The sequence below is a fragment of the Cohnella sp. GbtcB17 genome, from assembly GCF_019091135.1.
GTDB lineage: Bacteria > Bacillota > Bacilli > Paenibacillales > Paenibacillaceae > Cohnella.
Genome location: NZ_JAGXJW010000011.1, coordinates 113,441 through 133,212, shown reverse-complemented (window position 1 = coordinate 133,212; position 19,772 = coordinate 113,441). Strand labels below are relative to the sequence as shown.

At 61.9% G+C, this 19,772-nt stretch carries 16 protein-coding genes and 1 riboswitch; of the genes, 14 read left to right on the top strand and 2 right to left on the bottom strand.

Features of this window, described 5'->3' with window-relative positions; translation table 11 throughout:
* The first annotated feature begins 62 nt into the window (after positions 1–62).
* Positions 63–164, top strand: a riboswitch (purine riboswitch).
* Positions 165–428: 264 nt separating this feature from the next.
* The 14 genes from purE to KVT38_RS08275 all read left to right on the top strand — a co-directional run bounded on the left by purE (position 429) and on the right by KVT38_RS08275 (position 16,209).
* Entirely contained in the window at positions 429–914 is a 486-nt protein-coding gene (gene purE / locus KVT38_RS08340; RefSeq protein WP_217593223.1) for a 5-(carboxyamino)imidazole ribonucleotide mutase, read from the top strand.
* A 5-nt stretch (positions 915–919) separates the two neighbouring features.
* A complete protein-coding gene (gene purK / locus KVT38_RS08335; protein ID WP_483298167.1) occupies positions 920–2,203 on the top strand; it encodes a 5-(carboxyamino)imidazole ribonucleotide synthase in 1,284 nt (427 codons plus the stop codon).
* Positions 2,204–2,209: 6 nt separating this feature from the next.
* Complete coding sequence (purB, locus tag KVT38_RS08330; RefSeq protein ID WP_217593222.1) at positions 2,210–3,505, top strand: adenylosuccinate lyase; 1,296 nt, start codon at positions 2,210–2,212, stop codon at positions 3,503–3,505.
* Positions 3,506–3,537: 32 nt separating this feature from the next.
* Positions 3,538–4,461, top strand: coding sequence for a phosphoribosylaminoimidazolesuccinocarboxamide synthase (locus KVT38_RS08325; protein ID WP_217593221.1), 924 nt, complete (start codon positions 3,538–3,540; stop codon positions 4,459–4,461).
* A gap of 329 nt (positions 4,462–4,790) precedes the next feature.
* A complete protein-coding gene (gene purS, locus KVT38_RS08320; protein WP_217593220.1) occupies positions 4,791–5,033 on the top strand; it encodes a phosphoribosylformylglycinamidine synthase subunit PurS in 243 nt (80 codons plus the stop codon).
* A gap of 6 nt (positions 5,034–5,039) precedes the next feature.
* On the top strand, positions 5,040–5,732 hold the full coding sequence (gene purQ, locus KVT38_RS08315) for a phosphoribosylformylglycinamidine synthase subunit PurQ (RefSeq protein WP_217593219.1): 693 nt from the start codon (positions 5,040–5,042) through the stop codon (positions 5,730–5,732).
* On the top strand, positions 5,710–7,953 hold the full coding sequence (purL, locus tag KVT38_RS08310; RefSeq protein WP_217593218.1) for a phosphoribosylformylglycinamidine synthase subunit PurL: 2,244 nt from the start codon (positions 5,710–5,712) through the stop codon (positions 7,951–7,953). The genes purQ and purL overlap by 23 nt, the downstream gene beginning before the upstream one ends.
* Complete coding sequence (gene purF / locus KVT38_RS08305) at positions 7,938–9,575, top strand: amidophosphoribosyltransferase (protein WP_483298165.1); 1,638 nt, start codon at positions 7,938–7,940, stop codon at positions 9,573–9,575. Before purL ends, purF begins: the two co-directional genes overlap by 16 nt.
* Positions 9,576–9,767: 192 nt before the next feature.
* Positions 9,768–10,814: a phosphoribosylformylglycinamidine cyclo-ligase gene (gene purM / locus KVT38_RS08300; protein ID WP_217593217.1), complete on the top strand. Its 1,047-nt coding sequence runs from the start codon at positions 9,768–9,770 to the stop codon at positions 10,812–10,814.
* Entirely contained in the window at positions 10,811–11,431 is a 621-nt protein-coding gene (purN, locus tag KVT38_RS08295; protein ID WP_217593216.1) for a phosphoribosylglycinamide formyltransferase, read from the top strand. The genes purM and purN overlap by 4 nt, the downstream gene beginning before the upstream one ends.
* A 377-nt stretch (positions 11,432–11,808) precedes the next feature.
* Complete coding sequence (gene purH / locus KVT38_RS08290; RefSeq protein WP_217593215.1) at positions 11,809–13,368, top strand: bifunctional phosphoribosylaminoimidazolecarboxamide formyltransferase/IMP cyclohydrolase; 1,560 nt, start codon at positions 11,809–11,811, stop codon at positions 13,366–13,368.
* A 22-nt stretch (positions 13,369–13,390) separates the two neighbouring features.
* The gene (gene purD / locus KVT38_RS08285; RefSeq protein WP_217593214.1) at positions 13,391–14,650 is read left to right on the top strand and encodes a phosphoribosylamine--glycine ligase; all 1,260 of its coding nucleotides are present in this window, start codon (positions 13,391–13,393) and stop codon (positions 14,648–14,650) included.
* Positions 14,651–14,983: 333 nt separating this feature from the next.
* Positions 14,984–15,805, top strand: a complete 822-nt coding sequence (locus KVT38_RS08280) for an alpha/beta hydrolase family protein (protein ID WP_217593213.1) — start codon at positions 14,984–14,986, stop codon at positions 15,803–15,805.
* 149 nt (positions 15,806–15,954) lie between these two features.
* The gene (locus tag KVT38_RS08275; RefSeq protein WP_217593212.1) at positions 15,955–16,209 is read left to right on the top strand and encodes a S66 peptidase family protein; all 255 of its coding nucleotides are present in this window, start codon (positions 15,955–15,957) and stop codon (positions 16,207–16,209) included.
* Between the two features lie 315 nt (positions 16,210–16,524).
* Here the strand turns inward: KVT38_RS08275 and KVT38_RS08270 are convergent, their stop codons facing one another.
* Positions 16,525–18,498 (bottom strand): glycoside hydrolase family 15 protein, encoded by a 1,974-nt coding sequence (locus tag KVT38_RS08270; protein WP_306795300.1) that lies wholly within the window; start codon positions 18,496–18,498, stop codon positions 16,525–16,527.
* 6 nt (positions 18,499–18,504) lie between these two features.
* Positions 18,505–19,533, bottom strand: coding sequence for a LacI family DNA-binding transcriptional regulator (locus KVT38_RS08265; RefSeq protein WP_217593211.1), 1,029 nt, complete (start codon positions 19,531–19,533; stop codon positions 18,505–18,507).
* Positions 19,534–19,772 lie beyond the last annotated feature (239 nt).

Genomic DNA, 19,772 nt, shown 5'->3' with positions numbered 1-19,772 from the left:
AAACGTTAGCGTTCGCCTTTTCGTTTGACAGACATGTAAGGTTTGGGTTAAACTAAAAACCGGCAAACAGAATCGGAATCGCTCGTATATTATCGGGAATAAGGCCCGATCGTCTCTACCCGGAGACCTTAAATTTCCGGACTACGAGCTCTCGGACGGACGACAGGCGGAATGCGGGACGATCCCTCGCGGGAAGGAACGCGTTGCGCCTTTGCGGCGCCTGGGAGCGAAGCCGGGAATACAGGGAGAGAGACGGGGTTAGACGGAGGGCCGATAGCGGCCGGAAGTCGCCCCTTTTTGCGCTTTGATCCGGGTCCGTGGCCGGGGACCGCCACCGCGCGAGGGCGAGTTCGCGGACCGGACGAGTTGCGACGATATTTGTGCAATAATGACAATCAGGAAAAGCTAACGGGGGAAAGGGTGGAACCATGTCGGCAATCGTCGGGGTCATCATGGGCAGCACGTCCGATTGGGAGACGATGAAGAAGGCGTGCGAGGTGCTGGACGAACTGAACGTCCCCTATGAGAAAAAAGTCGTATCGGCGCATCGTACGCCGGATTTGATGTTCGAATATGCGGCATCCGCCGCGGAGCGCGGGCTCAAGGTCATTATCGCCGGAGCCGGCGGCGCCGCGCACCTGCCCGGCATGGTCGCCGCGAAGACCGTCCTGCCCGTCATCGGCGTACCCGTGAAGTCCGCCGCGCTGAACGGGCTGGACTCGTTGCTGTCGATCGTGCAGATGCCGGGCGGCATTCCGGTCGCTACGGTCGCGATCGGCGCGGCCGGCGCCACGAACGCAGGGCTGCTGGCGGCGCAGATCGTCGGCGCGTTCGATGCGGACGTGCAGGCGCGCGTGTCCGCGCGCCGCGAGCGGATCACGCAGGACGTGCTGGGCAACGCGGTGCTGCCATGAGCGGACTGAATCGCGAGCTTGAAGGGCTGCTGAGCGGCGCAGGCGAATCATGCGGGATCGACGGCTGCGAGCCGGTCGGCGGCATGGTGGAAGACGCGACGCAGGCGGAGGGCAATGCCGCAGCGTTGGGCGGCCAGGCGGCCCGCCCGATCCTGCCCGGCGCCACGATCGGCGTGCTGGGAGGCGGGCAGCTGGGCCGGATGCTGGCGCATGCGGGCAGCCGGATGGGCTACCGCTTCGTGGCGCTCGATCCAACGCCGGACGCGCCTTGCGGTCAGACGGCCGAGCAGATCGTGGCCGGCTACGCCGACCGCGACGCGGCGCGCGAGCTGGCGCGGCGCAGCGATGTCATCACGTACGAGTTCGAGAACGTGGACGCGGACGTCGCGGCGATGCTGGAGACGGAATCGTACGTGCCGCAGGGCAGCGCCCTGCTGCATACGACGCAGCATCGGCTGCGCGAGAAGCGCGCCATCGAGGCGGCGGGCGCGAGAGTAGCGCCTTACGCCGAGATCGCGAGCCTCGCCGACCTGCAGGAGGCGGCCGAGCGCCTCGGGCTGCCGGCCGTGCTGAAGACGGCGACCGGCGGCTACGACGGCAAAGGCCAATGGGTGCTGCGCGGATCGGACGAGCTTGCGGCCGCCTGGGACGAGGCGAGCCGTGCAGGGACCGAGCTCGTGCTCGAGAAGTTTATCGACTTCGAGCGGGAGATCTCGGTCATCGCCGCGCGCAGGCCGTCCGGCGAGATCCGAACGTTCCCCCCTGCCGAGAATATCCATGTTCGTAACATATTGCACTTGTCCATCGTGCCCGCGCGGGTGCCGGACGCCGTCATCGCCGAGGCCGAGCGCCTCGCGGTGTCGATCGCGGAGACGCTCGGCGCAGTCGGCCTGATCGCGGTCGAGATGTTCGTCGCGAAGGACGGCACGCTATATGTGAACGAGCTGGCCCCGCGTCCGCACAATTCCGGGCACTATACGATGGAGGCGTGCCGCACGTCCCAGTTCGAGCAGCATATTCGCGCGATCTGCGATCTGCCGCTCGGGGACACTTCGTTATTGTCGCCCGTCGTGATGGGCAATATCCTCGGCGAGCACGTGCAGCCGCTGCTCGATTGGATGCAGGCGCACGACCCGGAGGCCGAACGGCTCGGCGTCGCGCCGAAGATTCATCTGTACGGCAAAGCCGAGGCCAAGACCGGACGCAAGATGGGCCATGTCAACGTGCTGGCCGCGGACACCGAAGCCGCGCTCGCCTGGATCAACGAATCAACCATTTGGAGGGTCTAATCCATCATGATCGAACGCTACAGCCGCCCCGAGATGCGGGCTATCTGGACCGAAGAAAATAAATTCAAAGCTTGGCTCGAAGTCGAGCTGTGCGCTTGCGAGGCTTGGGCGGAGCTCGGGCATATCCCGAAGGCGGACACCGCGCTGCTGCGCCAGAACGCCAAGTTCGACATCGACCGGATCTACGAGATCGAGCAGGAAACGCGCCACGACGTCATCGCGTTCACCCGCGCCGTTTCCGAGAGCCTCGGCGAGGAGCGCAAATGGGTGCACTACGGCATGACGTCGACGGACGTCGTCGATACCGCGCTCGGCTACCTGCTGAAGCAGGCCAACGAGATTCTCGAGCGCGATCTCGTCAACTTCATCGCTATTCTCCGCGACCAGGCGATCAAGTACAAGTCGACCCCAATGATGGGACGCACGCACGGCGTGCACGCCGAGCCGACGACGTTCGGTCTGAAGCTGGCGCTGTGGCACGAAGAAATGAAGCGCAATCTCGAGCGCTTCCGCAGAGCCGCGGACGAAGTCCAATACGGCAAAATGTCCGGCGCGGTCGGCACGTACGCTAACCTCGACCCGTTCGTCGAGCAGTTCGTGTGCGACAAGCTCGGCATCAGCGCAGCGCCGATCTCCACCCAGACGCTGCAGCGCGACCGTCATGCCGAGTATATGGCTACGCTGGCGCTCATCGGCTCTTCGCTCGACAAGTTCGCGACCGAGATCCGCGCGCTGCAGAAGAGCGAGTTCCGCGAAGTCGAAGAGCCGTTCGCCAAGGGACAGAAGGGCTCGTCGGCGATGCCGCACAAGCGCAATCCGATCGGCGCCGAGAATATCAGCGGCCTCTCCCGCGTCATTCGCGGCCACATGGTGACCGCCTACGAGAACGTGGCGCTGTGGCACGAACGCGACATTTCCCATTCCTCCGTCGAACGCATCATCCTGCCGGACGCGACGATGCTGCTCAACTACATGCTGAACCGCTTCGGCAATATCGTGAAAAACCTGCAGGTTTTCCCCGAGAACATGAAGCGCAACATGCGCAGCACCTATAACGTACCGTTCTCCGGACGCGTCATGACCAAGCTGATCGACAAGGGCCTGAGCCGCGAGCAGGCGTACGATACCGTACAGCCGCGCGCGATGCAGGCGTGGGAGGAGCAGCGCGACTTCCAGTCTATCGTCTCCGAGACGAAGGAGATCACCGACCTGCTGAGCGCCGAGGAGATCGCGGACGCGTTCAACCCTTCGTGGCACCTCAAGCACGTCGACACGATCTTCAAGCGGCTCGGTCTGGAATAGTTTCTTCTATATAAAGAGTGCAGGAGGCTGACATGTCTACAGTAGCGTTATCTACCGCGGAAGGACTCGTCCATGCGCCGCTCATCCACAAGGGCAAGGTCAGGGAGTTGTACGACCTCGGCGAGCATCTGCTCATCGTCGTCACCGACCGGATCTCGGCGTTCGACTACGTGCTGGACCCCGCCGTTCCGGAGAAGGGCAAGGTGCTGAACGGCCTTAGCGCCTTCTGGTTCGACAAGACGAAGGACCTCGTCCCGAACCACGTCGTCCATACGGACGTCCGCAAGCTGGGCGATCTGGTGTCCGAGCCGGACAAGCTGGCAGGGCGGATCATGGTCACGAAAAAGGCGAAGCGGATCGACATCGAATGCGTCGTGCGCGGCTACATTACGGGCGGCGGCTGGCGGCAGTACCAGAAGAACGGCGAGGTCAACGGTATTCCGCTGCCTGACGGCCTGCGCAAGAACGCCAAGCTGGAGGAGCCGATCTTCACCCCCGCGGGCAAAAACGACGTCGGCCACGACGAGGATATCTCCTTCGAGGAGATGGAGCGCCGCATCGGCTCCGAGCTGGCCGCGGGCCTTCGCAAGCGCAGCCTCCTGCTGTACGATTACGCGCTCGCGGTATGCGAGCACAAGAGCATTATTCTCGCGGACTGCAAGTTCGAGTTCGGTCTGCTGGGCGACGAGATCATCCTGATCGACGAATTGTTCACGCCGGATTCCTCGCGCTTCTGGGCCGAGGAGAAGTACGAGCTCGATATCGAGATCGACAGCATGGACAAGGAGCCGGTGCGCACGTACCTGCTCGGCACCGACTGGGACCGCAACAGCCCGCCGCCGCGTCTGCCCGACGATGTCGTGGACGCGACGACGGCGCGCTACCAGGAGATCTATCGCCGGCTGACCGAGCCGACGAGCTACGGCTTTACCGCGTTCCAGCCGGTCAAGTATTGAGCGTGCGCGGCTGTCCGCCGCCGATAACGGTCAAAAGGCATTTATTTGTCGAAAAAAAGGTTTATTTCCGGTTGATAGTTGCTAAAAGGCAATTATTTTATGGAAACGGCCTTCTTGAAGCGGATTGATCCGGAAATAGCTGCTTTTTAGCAACTAATCGGCGTACGGATTTATACAAGCTCAGATTAGCTGCCTTTCAACAACTAAATGGCCGCTCACCTCTACCGTCATCGTCGCTTGCCTCGTATGTTCGCCCTAATCCAGGCTTACTTTTACCATCGGCTCTAGGCTTTATAACCCATGTTCCTATCCAGGAGGAGACCCGCCCCATGAAAGCAACGGTATACGTGACCATCAAGGAAAACGTGCTCGACCCGCAAGGCAACGCCGTTCAAGGCTCGCTGCAGACGCTCGGCTTCGACGAAGTCGCCAAGGTCCGCATCGGCAAGTACATGGAGCTCACGCTCGATACGACGGATCGCGCGGTCGCCGAAGAGCGCGTGAAGGCCATGTGCGAAAAGCTGCTCGCCAACACTCTATCCGAAGACTACCGATTCGAACTGGAGGGCTGAGACCTCATGAAATTCGCGGTCATCGTATTCCCGGGCTCCAACTGCGACCTGGACATGTACAACGCGGTCGTCGACGTTCTGGGCGAGGACGTCGATTATGTCTGGCACACGGCCACCGATCTGTCCGCCTATGACGGCATTCTCGTGCCGGGCGGCTTCTCCTATGGCGACTACCTGCGCTGCGGCGCGATCGCCCAGCTCGCTCCCGTCATGACTGAAGTGCGCAAGGCCGCGGACGAAGGCAAGTTCGTGCTCGGCGTGTGCAACGGCTTCCAGGTGCTGACCGAGGCGGGTCTTCTGCCCGGCGCGCTTATCCGCAACAACAGCCTCAAGTTCCGCTGCCACCCGGTCGGCCTGCGCGTCGAGAACGCGAATACGGCGTTCACCGGCGATTACGAGCAAGGCGAGGTCGTCACGATTCCGATCGCGCACGGCGAAGGCAACTACTATTGCGACGAAGAGACGCTGGCGAGCCTCAAGGCGAACGGCCAGATCGTCTTCACATACGACGGCTTGAACCCTAACGGCTCCGTCGGCAACATCGCCGGCATCTCGAACGAAGCGGGCAATGTCGTCGGCATGATGCCGCACCCGGAGCGCGCGGTCAGCGAGCTGCTCGGCTCGGCGGACGGCGCGAAGATGTTTACGTCAGTACTGAACGCTTGGAGGGAACGCAATGGCGCAGCAAGCACCCGCTAAAGAACCGACGGTCGAGCAGATCGCCGAGCAGAAAATCTACAAGCAATTCGGCGTCTCCGATTCCGAATTCGAACTCATCTGCGGCTTCCTCGGACGCCAGCCGAACTACACCGAGATCGGCGTATTCAGCGTCATGTGGTCCGAGCACTGCGCATACAAGAACTCCAAGCCGCTGCTCCGCCGCTTCCCGACGAGCGGCCCGCGCGTCCTGATGGGACCGGGCGAAGGCGCCGGCATCGTCGACATCGGCGACAAGCAAGCCGTCGTCTTCAAGATCGAGTCGCACAACCATCCGTCCGCGGTCGAGCCGTACCAAGGCGCCGCGACCGGCGTCGGCGGCATCGTCCGCGACATCTTCTCGATGGGCTCGCGCCCGATCGCGCTGCTCAACTCGCTGCGCTTCGGCAAGCTCGAGAGCGACCGCGTCAAGTATCTGTTCGAGCACGTCGTCAGCGGCATCGCCGGCTACGGCAACTGCATCGGCATCCCGACGGTCGCGGGCGAGGTCATGTTCGACGAAGCGTATGAAGGCAACCCGCTCGTCAACGCGATGTGCGTCGGCCTCATCGACCACGACAAGATCCAGCGCGGCGTCGCCAAGGGCGTCGGCAACCCGGTATTTTACGTCGGACCGGCCACCGGCCGCGACGGCATCCACGGCGCGACGTTCGCGTCCGAGGATCTGACCGCCGAGTCCGAAGCCAAACGCTCGGCCGTCCAGGTCGGCGATCCGTTTATGGAGAAGCTCGTTATGGAAGCGACGCTTGAGCTAATCGACTCCGGTATCGTGCTCGGCATTCAGGACATGGGCGCAGCGGGCCTCACCTGCTCGAGCGCGGAGATGGCGTCCAAGGCCGGCAACGGCATGGAGCTGTACCTCGACGAGGTGCCGCAGCGCGAAGAAGGCATGACCGCGTACGAGATGATGCTGTCCGAGTCGCAGGAGCGCATGCTCTTCGTCACCGAGCCGCAGCACGAGGCGCAAGCCAAGGCGATTTTCGAGCGTTGGGGACTGCACTGCGCGAAGGTCGGCAAAGTTACGGACGACGGCCGTCTCCGTTTGTTCCACAAGGGCGAACAGGTCGCGGACATGCCGGTCAAGGCGCTCGTCGACGACTGCCCGGTGTACAACAAGCCTTCCAAGGTGCCGGACTATTATCTGAAAAACGGCTCCATCGATACGAACCGCTACGAGCAGATGCTCGATCTGACGGATTCGCTGAAAAAGGTGCTCGGCTCTCCTTCGCTCGCGAGCAAGGAATGGGTTTACAGCCAGTACGACTACCAGGTCCGCACGTCCACGGCCGTCGTGCCGGGCTCGGATGCCGCTGTCGTCGCGATTCGCGGCACGCGCAAGGCGCTTGCCATGACGACGGACTGCAACGGACGCTACGTGTACCTCGATCCTGAAGTCGGCGGACGTATCGCCGTCGCCGAAGCTGCCCGCAACATCGTCTGCTCGGGCGGCGAGCCGCTCGCCATCACGGACAACCTGAACTTCGGTTCGCCGGAGAAGCCGGAAGTGTTCTGGCAAATGGAAAAGTCGGTCGACGGCATGGCCGAAGCCTGCCGCTTCCTTGAGACGCCGGTCATCGGCGGCAACGTGTCGCTGTACAACGAGAACGCGAAGGGCGCGATTTATCCGACGCCGGTCGTCGGCATGGTCGGCCTGATCACGGATATCGATCACATCACGACGCAAGAGTTCAAGGCCGAAGGCGACGTCATCTTCTTGCTCGGCGAGACGAAGGCGGAGATCGGCGGCAGCGAGTTCCAATACGCGGTACACGGCCTGACCGAAGGCCGTCCGCCGGTCATCGACCTGGCCGTTGAAAAGGCGCTTCACGGCGCCGTGCTCGGCGCGATTCGCCAAGGGCTCGTCGCTTCGGCGCATGACCTGTCCGAAGGCGGTCTGGCTGCGGCAGTGGCGGAGTCCACGTTCGGCCGCGGTCTCGGCGCGAAGGTCGACTTCACGACCAACCTGCGTCCGGACTTGGCGCTGTTCAGCGAATCGCAATCGCGCATTTTGCTGTCGGCCAAGCCGGAATCCGCTGCGGCGCTTGAAGCTTGGCTGTCGGAGCAAGGCGTGCCGGCGCAGAAGCTGGGCGTGGTCGGCGGCGACGAGCTCGTCATCGCGGTTAACGGACATACGGCAATTCAGGCACCTGTGAACGAATTCCGCACAGAATGGAAGGAAGCGATCCCATGCCGGATGAAATAAACGCCGGAGCGGGCCGTGCGCTGCCAGTCGTCGAGGGAGCAAGCGCCTCGGCCGGCATGTTGCCGCACGGTCCGACCGCAAGCATCCTGCCTTACGACATGAGCGGACGGACCGGCGACCTGCCGTTTAAGCAGACGGATGGACTGCCGGCCGCCGAGGCGCGTTTCTGGACCGGGGATTATTATAATCAGGGCAATGACCAGGCGTCGGGCATGATGGACAAGCTGAAGGAAGAATGCGGCGTGTTCGGCGTATTCGGCCACAAGGACGCGGCGGAGCTGTCCTACTACGGACTGCACGCCTTGCAGCACCGCGGGGAAGAAAGCTGCGGCATTTGCACGACGGATCTGGGCGGCGACTTCCACTATCACCGCGGCATGGGCCTAGTGAAGGAAGTGTTCGACCGCGACCGCCTGCATTCGCTCGTCGGAGCCAACGCGATCGGCCACGTCCGCTATTCGACGGCCGGCGCGAGCCGGCTGGCCAACGCCCAGCCGCTCGTCTTCAAGTATCGGGGCGGCGACCTGGCCGTTTGCACGAACGGCAACCTCGTCAACGAGCCGATCATCCGGCGCGAGCTGGAGGAGTCGGGCTCGATCTTCCAGACGACGAGCGACACCGAAGTTATCGCGCACATGATCGCGCGCTCGCCTAAGGATCTCGTCGAGGCGGTCAAGGACGCGTTCTCGCGGCTGATCGGGGGCTTCGCGTTCCTGATCATGACCAAGGACGTGCTGATCGCGGCCTGCGACCCGAACGGCCTGCGTCCGATGGTCATGGGCCGGCTCGGCGACGGGTATATCTTCGCGTCCGAGTCCTGCGCCTTCGAGGTCATCGGCGCGGAGTACGTCCGCGACGTCGAACCGGGCGAGATGATCGTGCTGGACCGGCACGGCTACCGCGAGGAGCGGTACGCGGTGCTGCAGCGCCGCTCGGTATGCGCGATGGAGTATATCTATTTCGCGCGGCCGGACAGCGACATCAACACGATCAACCTGCACAGCGCGCGCAAGCGCATGGGGCAGCAGCTCGCGCTCGAGGCGTTCGTCGACGCCGACATCGTGACGGGCGTGCCGGATTCGAGCATCTCGGCCGCGATCGGCTATGCGGAGCAGACGGGCATTCCGTACGAGCTTGGCCTCATTAAAAACAAATATACCGGACGCACCTTCATCCAGCCTTCCCAGGAGCTGCGCGAGAAGGGCGTCAAGATGAAGCTGTCCGCCGTCCGCAAGGTCGTGCAGGGCAAGCGCGTCGTCATGATCGACGACTCGATCGTGCGGGGCACCACTTCGCTGCGCATCGTCAATCTGTTGCGCGAAGCCGGCGCGCTCGAGGTGCATGTGCGCATCACGTCGCCGCCTTTCGCCAACCCTTGCTACTACGGCATCGACACGCCGGACCGCCGCGACTTGATCGCGTCGAGCAAGACGGTCGAGGAGATCCGCAAGGCGATCAATGCGGATTCGTTGTCCTTCCTCAGCAAGCCGGGTCTGCTGGAAGCCGTCGGCGGCGCCGAGGGCGAGTACGACCGCGGCCTGTGCCTCGGCTGCTTCACCAACGACTACCCGACACCGGTCGAGTTCGAGGACGCCAAGGCGACGAGCTGCAGCTGCGACTGAGGCCTGGCGCGACGAGTGACTGACTGGCTCAATCGCGTGTGCCTCGTGGTAGGGGGGCGGATAGCGGCATTTGGTGCCGCTATCGGCCTACACATAGGCGGTTGATTACTTTAAGTGCCTGCGTCGTGGTGAGTGTATTGCGAATAGCGATACGGTTTGGTTTTACAATAATACCAAGGGGGCTTAACCCAAGTGTCCGAAGCTTACAAACAAGCCGGCGTCGATATTGCCGCCGGCAACGAAGCGGTCGAACGAATGAAAAAGCACGTGAAGCGCACGATGCGTCCGGAGGTGCTGACTGGACTCGGCGGGTTCGGCGGGCTGTTCGGCCTGAACAAGGACAAGTACGAGGAGCCGGTGCTCGTCTCCGGCACGGACGGCGTCGGCACGAAGCTGAAGCTGGCGTTCGAGATGGACAAGCACGACACGATCGGCATTGATGCGGTGGCGATGTGCGTGAACGACGTGGTCGTGACCGGGGCGGAGCCTCTGTTTTTCCTTGACTACCTGGCTTGCGGCAAGCTGGTGCCCGAGAAGATCGAAGCCATCGTCAAAGGTGTCGCGGACGGCTGCGAGCAAGCCGGCTGCGCCCTGATCGGCGGCGAGACGGCGGAGATGCCGGGCATGTACCAGGACGGCGAGTACGATATTGCAGGCTTCACCGTCGGCATCGTGGACAAGCCGAAGGCGATCGACGGCAGCGGCATCGCGGCCGGCGACGCGGTCATTGGCCTTGGATCGAGCGGCGTTCATTCCAACGGTTTCTCGCTCGTTCGTCGGCTGCTGCTGGACACGAAGGGCTACAAGTTCTCGGACAAGCTGCCAGAGCTCGAAGGCAAGACGCTGGGCGAGGTGCTCATCGAGCCGACGCGCATCTACGTGAAGTCGGTTCTGAAGCTGATCGAGAGTGTGCAGGTGAAGGGCATGGCGCATATCACAGGCGGCGGGTTCATCGAGAACATCCCGCGCGTGCTGCCTGAAGGCGTCAACGTCGATATCGATCTCGGCGCATGGCCGGTGCAGCCGGTGTTCGGGCTTATGCAGCGCGACGGCGCAATCAGCGACCGCGATATGTATACGACGTTTAACATGGGCATCGGCATGGTGCTGGTCGTGCCCGCCGACCAGGCGGAGCAGGCAGTCAAGCTGGCGGGCGAGCTCGGCGAGAAAGCTTACGTTATCGGCCGCGTTACCGAAGGCTCGCGCGTCGTGACGTTCGGAGGCGCCGAATTCGAATGAGCCGCGACAAGCTCCGCATCGCCGTATTCGCGTCCGGCAGCGGGAGCAACTTCCAGGCGCTGGCCGAAGCGGCGAGGGCAGGCGAGCTCGGCCCTGCAGAGATCGCGCTGCTCGTCTGCGACAAGCCGGAGGCCAAGGTCATGTCCCGTGCTAGCGAGCTTGGCATCGAGACGTTCGCCTTCCGGCCGAAGGAATACGCGTCCCGCGAGGCGTACGAAACCGAGATCGCGGCCGAGCTGGCCGCGCGCGGGATCGGCCTGATCGTGCTGGCCGGTTATATGCGAATCTTGACGGACGTGCTGGTCGGCGCCTACGAGGGCCGCATGATCAACGTGCACCCGTCGCTGCTGCCCGCGTTTCCCGGCGTCCGCGCGATTGAGCAGGCGCTCGACTACGGCGTCAAAGTTACGGGCGTAACGATTCACTTCGTGGACGGAGGTCTCGACAGCGGCCCGATCATCGCGCAGCGGGTCATCGAGCTCGCTCCCGGCGACACGGCGGAGACGCTCGCGCCGCGTATCCATGCGATCGAGCACGAGCTTCTGCCGCAAACGGTGCGCTTGATCGCAGAAGGCCGCGTCAAGCTGGCCGGGCGTTTCGTCACGGTCGACGCGTAGACGGGGAGCGCGGATTTAACGATGTGCCGTATCGCTATCGATCGATAATCGCGCGGGGGCCGCTCGATAACGATCTGCCGCACCGCTATTTGCCCAATGAAGCGCCACATATGCCGCATAACGCTCTGCCATACCGCTAATCGCACCGGAGCGCATCACTTGCTCCATGCAAGAAGCGCCGTATCCGCTATTTCGCTTTAACGAACTAGCCGCTCGCCGGTCTCAAGCGTCACCCCAGACTTATCGCAAGCCCGCCCCGTGGTGGGCTTATCCCGTTCGCTCAGGTATCGTGCGGCTTCCGCCCGCGCCGTCCTGTGTGAAGGGGATAACCCCACCCCGGCGGCATTAATCAACCATTTAGGAGTGGATGAAAAGTCATGGCTATCAAAAGAGCGCTGGTCAGCGTATCCGACAAGACGGGCATCACCGAATTTTGCCGTGCACTCGCCGCGCAAGGCGTGCAGATTATCTCGACGGGCGGCACGCATGCACTGCTCGAACGCGAAGGCGTGCCGGTCATCGGCATCTCGGACGTGACGGGATTCCCGGAAATTCTCGACGGCCGCGTCAAGACGCTGCACCCCGCCGTTCATAGCGGACTGCTCGCGATCCGCGACAGTGCCGAGCACGTCGAGGCGATGGAGAAGCTCGGCCTCGACTACATCGACCTCGTCGTCGTGAACCTGTACCCGTTCAAGGAGACGGTGTCCAAACCCGACGTCAGCTACGAGGACGCCATCGAGAACATCGACATCGGCGGTCCGACGATGCTGCGCTCCGCTGCTAAGAATCATGCATTCGTCTCCGTCGTCGTCGACGCAGGCGACTACGCCGAGGTGCTCGCGCAAATCCAAGCGAACGGCGACACGACGCTCGAGACGCGCAAACGCCTTGCAGCCAAAGTGTTCCGTCACACCGCCGCCTACGATGCGCTCATCTCCGAATACTTCGCCGAACAGCTCGGCGATCCGCTCCCGGAGAGCCTGACGTTCACCTACGAAAAAGTGCAGGAGCTGCGCTACGGCGAGAATCCGCACCAGCAAGCCGCCTTTTACCGCAAGCCGCTCGCCAAGAAGGGTCCTAGTATCACGACGGCGAAGCAGCTGCACGGCAAGGAGCTGTCCTACAACAACATTAACGACGCGAACGCGGCGCTTGCGATCGTCTCCGAATTCGACGAGCCGGCCGTCGTGGCGATCAAGCATATGAATCCGTGCGGCGTCGGCATTGGCGCGGACATCGACGAAGCGTATGTCAAAGCGTACGAGTCCGACCCGACGTCGATCTTCGGCGGCATCGTCGCGGCGAACCGCACGATCGACGTGCAGACGGCGGATCGCCTTGCGCAGATTTTCCTCGAGATCATCATCGCGCCGGACTTCACGCCGGAAGCGCTGGACATTTTGAGCCGCAAAAAGAACATTCGCCTGCTCGCCACCGGCACTGACAGCCAGGTACAGAGCGCAGCGGAGCGCAAGCCGGAATGGCTCGTGACGAGCGTCGATGGCGGCATGCTCGTGCAGCAGAGCGACGTTCATTCGCTGGACGAAGCCGACCTGCAGGTCGTCACGGAGCGAGCGCCGACGGCCGAAGAGCTGAAGCAGCTGCTTTTCGCATGGAAAGTCGTCAAACACGTGAAGTCGAACGCCATCCTGCTGGCGGCGGACAGCATGACGGTCGGCGTAGGTGCCGGTCAGATGAACCGCGTCGGCGCAGCCCGCATCGCCATCGAACAAGCCGGCGACAAGGCTAAAGGCGCGGTGCTCGCCTCCGATGCGTTTTTCCCGATGGGCGATACGGTCGAATTGGCTGCGCAAGCGGGCATCACTGCGATCATCCAGCCGGGTGGATCCGTCAAGGACGCAGAATCGGTTGCGGCTGCGAACGCAGCCGGCATCGCGATGGTCGTCACGGGCGTCCGTCACTTCAAGCATTGATCGGCGAGGGGAGAACGAGTACATGCGTATTTTAGTCATCGGCCGCGGCGGCCGGGAGCATACGATTATTTGGGCGCTCCGCAAAAATCCGAAGGCCGAGCACATCTTCTGCGCCCCGGGCAACGCGGGGATTGCGCAGCTTGCCGAACTGGTGCCGATCGGCGAGCTTGAGTTCGACAAGCTCGTGCAGTTCGCCAAGGATCAGGCGATCGACCTCGTCGTCGTCGGGCCGGACGATCCGCTGGCCGCGGGTATCGTAGACGCCTTTGAAGCGGCAGCGATTCCGGTATACGGGCCGAACAAGGCTGCAGCGGAGATCGAAGGCAGCAAGATTTTCATGAAAAACCTGCTCAAAAAATACGATATTCCGACCGCGAAGTACGAGACGTTCACGGATTACGCGTCGGCGCGCGACTATCTCGCTTCACAGCCGGTCCCGATCGTCATCAAAGCCGACGGGCTGGCGGCGGGCAAGGGCGTCACCGTCTGCTTCACCCGCGAGGAGGCGGAGCAGGCGCTGAAGGACACGATGGTCGACAAATCGTTCGGCGCAGCCGGCGATAGCATCGTCATCGAGGAATTCATGACCGGGCAGGAGATGTCGATCCTGGCTTTCGTGGACGGCGAGACGGTGCGGGCGATGCCTGCGGCGCAGGATCACAAGCCGGCATACGACGGGGACAAAGGTCCGAACACGGGCGGCATGGGCACCTACTCGCCGCTGCCTCACATCCCGCAGTCGGTCATCGACGAAGCGATCGAGAACATCGTGAAGCCGACCGCGCGCGCGATGGTTGCCGAAGGCCGCCCGTTCCGCGGGGTGCTGTTCGGCGGCCTCATGCTGACGCCGGAAGGGCCCAAGACGGTCGAATTCAACGCGCGCTTCGGCGATCCGGAGACGCAGGTCGTGCTGCCGCGCCTGAAGAGCGATCTGCTGGAGATTATTCTGGCTTCGCTCGAAGGACGTCTCGGCGACATCGAGATCGAATGGAGCGACGAAGCGGCGGTATGCGTCGTGCTCGCATCCGGGGGTTATCCCGGATCCTATCCGAAGGGGCTGCCGATCGACGGGCTCGATACGGCAATCGAAGGCCTCGTTTTCCACGCAGGTACCGCGGAGAAAGACGGCCGGATCGTGACGGCGGGCGGTCGGGTGCTGGGCATCGTGGGCCTTGGCGCCGGCATCGCCGAAGCGCGCGAAGCGGCTTACCGGACCGCCTCCGGCATCACGTTCGAAGGCAAGCAGAACCGCACGGACATCGCCGCAAAGGCATTGGTTTAATCGCCATATAACACAGGAGCCGCATCCGCGCTATCGCAGCGCCGGGGCGGCTCTTTCGTTTACTGCTTGTAAAACAGCGCTTTGCGGTTCGCGAACACGAAAACGACGGCGACGACCGATCCGACGATCAGCATAGACGTGAGTACATGTGAGGACACCCAATCCGTGAAAGCTTCCATCCGACGACCTCCTCGCAGGTTGATGAGTCGATAAGGCTAGTGTTGCCCAGTCGCGCCTTAATTTCTCATCGACTATGTTGACAGGAAGGGCGGCAGGCGGTATATTTAATACATAGTATTTTAATCGGAATTAATGGAAAAGGAGGTCGTTCTTATGGAACGCTCTTTAACGATACGATACGGCGAGTTGTCGCTGGCCGCGACGATTCATTATCCGTCTGCCGAGGGAAAGACCGAGTGCAACAAGCTGCCGCTCGTCATCATTAATCACGGTTTCGTGGGCAACCGCATCGGCGTGGATCGGCTCTTCGTGCTGGCGGCGCGGGAGTTCGCCGGGCGGGGTAGCCTCGTGATCCGCTTCGACTTCGCGGGATGCGGGGAGAGCGAGGGCTCATACGGGGATCACGGACTCGATTCGATGATCGAACAGACGCGGGCGGTGCTTGATTATGCGCTGAGCCTTGATATCGTCGACCCGACGCGCGTTACGCTGCTGGGTCATAGTCTGGGCGGCGCGGTCGCCCTGCTGACGGGCGTGCGCGACCGGCGCGTCAAGTCGCTGGCGCTCTGGTCGCCGGTCGCCTACCCGTTTAACGACATTCTCCGAATTGTCGGACGCAAGGCGTACGACGAAGCCGTCACCAAAGGCCGGGCAGACTATCTCGGCTACTCGATCAAACCGGCGTTTTTCGATGCGCTGATGAAGCATCAGCCGTTTCAGGAGACGCAGAAATTCCCGGGCGACGTGCTCCTGGTACACGGCACGGGGGACGAGACGATTCCAGTCGACTATACGTTCCTGCTGGAAAAGACATTTTGGCTTCGCGGCGAAGGGCGCTGCGAGAAGTCGATTATTTTCCAGGCGGATCATACGTATTCGAAGGGCGAGCATAAGGAACAGCTCTTCAAGGCGACGGGCGATTGGCTCGGCGGGTACGAGCAGCGGCAGCGGGACTGGCAGCATTGGAGCATTTGATGCTTAATATGGCGAAGCAGCGGCCCAGGCCGCTGCTTTTTTGCGCGATGCGATCGGTTTTGAACGCGGTTCGCTTTGCCGTGAGCACACATTGGTTCAGTCCCGATGGACGCACGCAGCCGATTCGGCGTACGGCGATTGGCTAGCCGGTGAGTGATCAAGGGGTAGGATGGTTCGAAAATGGCTCGGGCATTCTGTTCGGACGCAGCGGCGTGCATATGCCGAGAGAAGGCTATACCGAGCTCGATATGTTCGAAGAAATCGCCGAAGAGATCGGCGTGCCGGTCGCGTACGATATCGACTGCGGACACAAGCCGCCGCAGCTGACGCTTATCAACGGAGCGTATGCCGAGGTTACCGTCGAAGCGGGACGGGGGACGCTGGTGCAGACATTTAAGCATTAAGCGGAGCGGATCGGAGCGGATCGGATCGGATCGATGACGCCGCGGGCTCGACCGCCGCGAGTGTAAGCGAGAAAAGCACGGCTACAGAGAAGCACCGGGTCACAAACAGGCCTGTAAGCGAGAAAATGATCGTTACAGGCGCGGGCCGCATCTGTAAGCGAGAAAAGCACGGCTACAGCGAGGAACAAAGGCTTGGTCCCAGCTGTAAGCGAGAAAACCAACGCTGCAACGGTACGATCGAAGCAAGGGAGCAAGCGTGGCCCGTAAAGCAAAAAGAACCGCCTCGCAGCGGTTCTTTTTGCTTGCCATCTTCGCTCATTCCTTGCCGGACCAATACCCCGCTTCCGCAAGCATCGACACCGTCAGCACGAACATCGCATGCGACCAGGTGAGCGGTACGATCCAGGCCGGCTCGCCGGTGACGCGGTCGATCTGCTCCGGGAGCAAGCCGGTCTCCGTGCGATGCTCGCACGCCCAGCGCAGCAGCTCGCCGGCTTCGGCCAGCTGTCCATTCTGCACGCGGTATTGCGCAAGCCACAGCGTCGTCAATATCCACGGGTTGCCGCCGATGTAACCGTCGTTCTCGTAGCGCTTGATGCCGCCCACGCCTTCGACGTGCAGCAATCGGGCGATCGTATCCGCCGTTCGCTGCATATACGGATGCTCCGCCGGCAGCACGCCGAACGGCACCGATACGCCGAGCAGGCTGATATCGACGATTGGATCGTGTCGCAGCTCGTAATGCTCGTAGCCTTTGGCAGTCCTGCCTGCGCTGCCCTCCGAGCCTTGAGCGACCGCATGCGCGAAGACGCCGCCGTCCACCTTGAGCTTCAGCCCGCGGTAGAAGCTGCCGGCCGATTCGTTCCAGCATAGCGACTCGATCGATGCGGCGATCCGGTCCGCGATCTCCCGCCAACGGCCGGCCAGCTCGGCGTCCTCCATCAGCTCCGCGAACGATGCAGCCGCTCGCAGCCCGCCGCACACCGCTGCCGCGGAATACGTATGCTCGGCCTTGCGCTCCTCCCACAGGTCCATGCTGGGGAGCGGCAGCCCCGTCTCCTCGTCGATGTAGCCCGCGAGGAACGCCGCGCCCTTGGCGACGGCCGGCCACATCCGCTCCGCGAACGCCGCGTCGCGAGTTTGTTCGTACAGCTGCCACATGCCCCAGATGACGGAGGCGCCTTCGTCGATCTGCAGCCCCCATGAGGGCGCGAGGCTGCCGTCGTGATAATGCCGCTGCTGCCAGGAGCCGTCGGGCTCCTGCGCGCTCAATGCCCATTCGTAAAATTTTTCCGAGACGCCCGACAGTCCGGATTTGTTAAGCGCGGTCGTAATAAATGCCGCATCGCGGCCCCAGCAATAAGCGTATCCGCCGCAGCGGGAAAATTGCTCGTCGGGCTCCGGCGCCGCCAGCAGGCTGCCAGTCCGTTCGTCCGCCATCAGCCTGAAGGTCAGGAGCGAACGTTCGTATGCATCGGCAATCGCCGGATCGACGCCAGCCGACGCGCGATTGGCATCGCGAAGGTACTGATGCCAATAGTCTGTCGTCCGTTCGAACCATTCGGAGACGGAGCGGCTCTTGGCGTGCGCCAGCGCGCCGAGCGCTTCCGGCCGGTTATGGCCCGCCGCGATGTACACGGGGAGCGTGAACGATTCCCCGGGCTGAAGATCCTCGATGCGCCAGACGAGCGCGCCGTCCGGCTGCATATCGATATCGTTGCCGTTCAGCCAGGCATGCTCCGCCTGCTCCCTGGACGATCCGCACTGGAAGCCGACGCATTCGCGATCGCTGCCGACGGCGAAAAAGTAGCGGTGACGGTAATGGACCATCGCATCGTTCGTTTCGTCGAACAGGGTCGTATTGTACAGCGCGCTCTCCGCAATGCGAAACGAAGCGTACCAGACGAAAGTAAAAGAGAGCGGCTCGGCGGAACGATTGTCGATCTTGTACGACCGCACCATAAAATCCTGATCGGGCACCGCATAGTCGCTCTGTTCGACCGCGAGCGGAAAACTCGGATGTTCGGCGCGCACCTGGACGATATTGGTGTGCGGCACGTATTCGATGCGGTGCTGCCAGCCGTCTTCGTCGGCGTCGAACCAGACTGTGCCCGAAGACGAATGGTCGAGCTTAAGGCCGGTTCGAATCTCGTCGACGTGCTGCGGGAAGTCTACGTGCGGCCACCAAAGACGGTACAGACGTCCTGTACGTCCCAGCGAGGCAAGCATGCGTCCGTTGCCTGCGACGGCGTCGATCAAATGCGGTTTGTTAAGCGTAAAATCGTTCAATGAGGTTCAGCTCCAATTGCGTTTGAGATTAACGGAAGATTCGCGGACGATCAGCTTATGCGGCACGATCGTGCGCAGCTGCTGGGGCTTGTCTTCGTCGATGTGTCGAATGAGCAGCTGCGAGGCCATGTAGCCGAGCTGATAAATGCCGATGTCCACGCTCGAGAGCGGCGGCGACGATAGCTCGGAGAGCGCGATATTGTTGAAGCTGACCAGGCTGAGATCGTCGGGGACCTTGTAGCCTAGCTCCGTCAATCCGCGCAGAATGCCGAAGGTGACGATGTCGTCGATGACGACCAGCGCGGTAGGCCGCTCCGGAAGATTCATGAAGAAGGCCATCGCCCGATAGCCGCTCTCCTGAAGGAATTCTCCCTCCACGATCCAGTCCGGCTCCATCCGGAGCCCGTGTTCGGACAGCGCTTTTTTGTAACCCTTGAGACGGTCGTCGGATACGGTGAGATTGGTCGGTCCGCTGACGAATCCGATCCGCTCGTGTCCCTGCGAGATCAGGTGAACGGTGGCGTCGTAGGAAGCCTGCTCGTTGTCGTTGTCGACGCACAGGATCTCCTCGTTCCCGTAGTGACCGATCAGAATAAAGGGGAACGCTTCTTTTTGCAAAAACGAAATGATCGGATCGTTCTTGCGGGATTGCAGCAGTATAATGCCGTCGACGCGCCTTCCCCTGACCAGACGCGTGACCGCCTCCACTTCGTCCTGCTCCGAGCTGCCCGCGGTCATCAGCACATCGTAGCCCTGGCGGGAAGCCTGAGTCGTAATGCCCCTGATGCTCTCCGAGAAAAAATGATTCTGAAAAAGCTCTTCGGCCGGACGCGGCAGCACCATACCAAGCGTGTACGTCTTGTTGCTGATGAGACCGCGGGCCATAATATTCGAATGATAGCCAAGCTCCTCGACGATCTCCTTCACCTTCTGCGATGTCTCCTTGCTGATGCGCGGATGGTTGGAGAGCACGCGGGAGACGGTGGACGGGGATACGCCCGCCTTCTTGGCGACGTCCTTAATCGTGACTGTCATGGCGACCTCCACTTATGCAAGCGTTTGAACTCATGAATAATTCTATGTTACATGAACGCTCCGTTATTGTAAACGGTACCTTGGACTGGAAAAACACGAATGAGGGAAACCGGTACTACTTCTGCGTTCCTGCTTTTATAAATGTAATAAAAAAGAAATTGAATTTTAGAATGAGTGAGAAATGATGAGAATTAATGAGAAAACAGAAGTTTGTTAGGTTTTCGAATCTGTTTTTGGCA